Genomic DNA, 2579 nt, shown 5'->3' with positions numbered 1-2579 from the left:
CCGCGGCGGCCGGGGCCGGGGCGAGCGCGATGATCGACGTGTCGGACGGCCTGCTGGCGGACCTCGGACACCTCGCGCGGGCCTCCGGTGTCGGCATCGACGTCCGCAGCGACCGGCTCACCGTGGCCGACCGGCTGGTGGACGTGGCGACCGCGCTCGGCTCCGACCCGCTCGACTGGGTGCTCACCGGTGGGGAGGATCACGCCCTCGCCGCGACCTTCCCGCTCTCGGCCCCGTTGCCCGAGGGCTGGGTGCGGGTGGGCGGCGTCGAGGACGTGCGCGACCCGGGTGGGCCGCGGGTGACCGTGGACGGCAGGCCCTACGAGCGGAAAACCGGTTGGGAACACTGGCGCTGATCGGTTTGTCTGTCCCGGGTGGGGCGTCGCCGGGCGGGCGTGCCCATCGCCGCGGTCCGTGTGCCGAGCCGTCCGTGTGCCGAGCCGTCCGTGTGCCGAGTTGTCCGTGTGCCGAGTTGTCGAGGAGAGCGCGAGTGGAGCTGCACGTCCTGCCGTTCGATCATCCCGATTCGGTGAAGCTGATCGACGAGGTCCAACAGGAGTACGTCGTCCGGTACGGCGATCCGGACGTCACCCCGGTGGACCCCGCCGAGTTCGCCCCACCGGTGGGCACCTTCCTCGTCGGGTATGTCGACGAGGCCCCGGTCGCGTGCGGGGGCTGGCGGGCACACGACGACCCGGCCCCACCGCTGCGCCCCGGGGACGTCGAGCTCAAGCGGATGTACGTGGTGGACGCGATGCGCGGCCGGGGCCTGTCCCGGCGGATGCTCGCCGCGCTGGAGGACGCGGCACGGCGGGCGGGCCGGTCCCGGGTGGTGCTGGAGACCGGGCACCGGCAGCCCGAGGCCCTCGCCCTGTACCGCTCGGCCGGGTACACGGACATGCCGAAGTTCGGCCCGTACCGCGACGACCCGATGAGCGTCTGCCTGGCCCGGCGGCTGTGACGGTCGGTCGGGCCCGTGACCGTCGGTCGGGCCCGCGGCCGGGTGGGCTAGGCTGCGCGGCCGTGACCGCACGACCACTGCACGACATTCTCGACCCGGGCTGGGCACAGGCGTTGGAACCGGTCGCCGACCGGATCACCGCGATGGGGGAGTTCCTCCGCGCGGAGGTGGCGGCCGGACGGACCTACCTCCCGGCCGGGGAGAACATCCTGCGCGCGTTCCGGCAGCCGTTCCACGACGTCCGCGTGTTGATCGTCGGTCAGGACCCGTACCCGACGCCGGGCCACGCGATCGGGTTGTCGTTCGCGGTGGCGCCCGACGTGCGGCCGTTGCCGAAGAGCCTGCGCAACATCTTCCAGGAGTACACCGACGACCTCGGGCACCCGATGCCGTCCACCGGGGATCTGACGCCGTGGACGGAGCAGGGCGTGCTGCTGCTCAACCGGTCCCTCAGCGTGCACCCGGGCAAGCCGAACTCGCACCAGGGCAAGGGCTGGGAGGAGATCACCGAGCGGGCCATCGTGGCGCTCGCGGAGCGCGCGGAGCCGCTGGTGGCGATCCTGTGGGGCAGCAACGCGCGCAAACTCAAGCCGCTGCTCGGGTCCGTGCCGTGCGTCGAGTCGGTGCACCCCAGCCCGCTGTCCGCGCGCAACGGCTTCTTCGGCTCCCGCCCCTTCAGCCGCGCCAACACCCTCCTCGAGAACCAGGGCGCCACCCCGGTCGACTGGAAGCTCCCCTGACGCAGGAGTCGCCCGCTCTTGCCGTGAAGGGCACTTTCCCTGCGTCACGCGCAGCGAGGGGCACTTTCACTGCGTCAGATGCAGGGAAAGTGCCCTTCACGGCGAAGCCAGGCCGCGGGTGGGTGTGCGCACGACGAGGGCCCCGGTGGTCGGTCGACCACCGGGGCCCTCGTGCTCGGGTCCTGGCGTTCAGCCCCGAACGACCCTGCCTGCCTTGATGCAGGAGGTGCACACGTTCAGGCGCTTCTTCTGGGAAAGCCCGACCTTCGCGTGCACGGTCTGGATGTTCGGGTTCCACCGGCGGTTGGTACGCCGGTGAGAGTGCGAGACCGACTTGCCGAAGCCCGGCCCCTTGCCACAGACGTCGCACACGGCAGCCACGTCGAACACTCCTCGAAGAAAGTCGTCAAGTCGAACCGCCCGGTGGCACCGGGCGACCCGATCAGCGTAACCGGTGCTCCGACGGCGGGCGCATCCGGGTCGCTACCCTCGCCCCGAGACGCCTCGATACCAGCTACGGAGGATACGCCGGTGCGGGCCTTGGACGCGGCGACGGTGCGGGAATGGGCGGACGCCTGCGTGGCGCGGCTGGACGCGCTCCGCGGCGACATCGACGGCATCAACGTCTACCCGGTCGCCGACTCGGACACCGGGTCGAACCTGCTGCACACCGTGTCGGCCGCCCGCGCGGCACTGGCCGGGCGGGCGTCGATCTCGGGGGCGGGGGAGGCGCTCGGTGTGCTGGCCGGTGCGGCGGTGCGGGCCGCACGCGGCAACTCGGGAATGATCTTCTCCCAGGTGCTGCGCGGGTTCGCCGACGCGGCGGGGGACGCGGCCGAGCTGGACGGACCCGCGCTCGCCGCCGCACTGTGCCGGGC

Annotated in this window: 4 protein-coding genes and 1 pseudogene; 4 read left to right on the top strand and 1 reads right to left on the bottom strand. The window is 72.5% G+C overall.

Translation table 11 applies throughout. The features are described 5' to 3' along the window. From SACPADRAFT_RS27600 to SACPADRAFT_RS0213440, 3 genes and pseudogenes are all read left to right on the top strand, one after another. Positions 1 to 356, top strand: a pseudogene (locus SACPADRAFT_RS27600) (thiamine-phosphate kinase); the annotation flags it as partial. Positions 357 to 490: 134 nt separating this feature from the next. After that, a complete protein-coding gene (locus SACPADRAFT_RS0213445; protein WP_007027216.1) occupies positions 491 to 961 on the top strand; it encodes a GNAT family N-acetyltransferase in 471 nt (156 codons plus the stop codon). A gap of 62 nt (positions 962 to 1023) precedes the next feature. Next, positions 1024 to 1701 carry a uracil-DNA glycosylase gene (locus SACPADRAFT_RS0213440; RefSeq protein WP_007027217.1) on the top strand — a complete coding sequence of 226 codons (678 nt, stop codon included), beginning with the start codon at positions 1024 to 1026 and terminating at the stop codon, positions 1699 to 1701. 189 nt (positions 1702 to 1890) lie between these two features. Here the strand turns inward: SACPADRAFT_RS0213440 and rpmB are convergent, their stop codons facing one another. Next, complete coding sequence (gene rpmB, locus SACPADRAFT_RS30575) at positions 1891 to 2082, bottom strand: 50S ribosomal protein L28 (RefSeq protein WP_007027218.1); 192 nt, start codon at positions 2080 to 2082, stop codon at positions 1891 to 1893. Between the two features lie 150 nt (positions 2083 to 2232). Between rpmB and SACPADRAFT_RS27595 the strand changes: the two genes are divergently transcribed. Further along, positions 2233 to 2579: DAK2 domain-containing protein (locus SACPADRAFT_RS27595; protein WP_040924346.1), on the top strand; the 347-nt coding region annotated here is incomplete at its 3' end.

The organism is Saccharomonospora iraqiensis subsp. paurometabolica YIM 90007, assembly GCF_000231035.2.
Classification (GTDB): domain Bacteria; phylum Actinomycetota; class Actinomycetes; order Mycobacteriales; family Pseudonocardiaceae; genus Saccharomonospora; species Saccharomonospora paurometabolica.
Note: the sequence above shows the minus strand (reverse complement) of the source record. Positions and strands in the feature narration are given on the sequence as shown.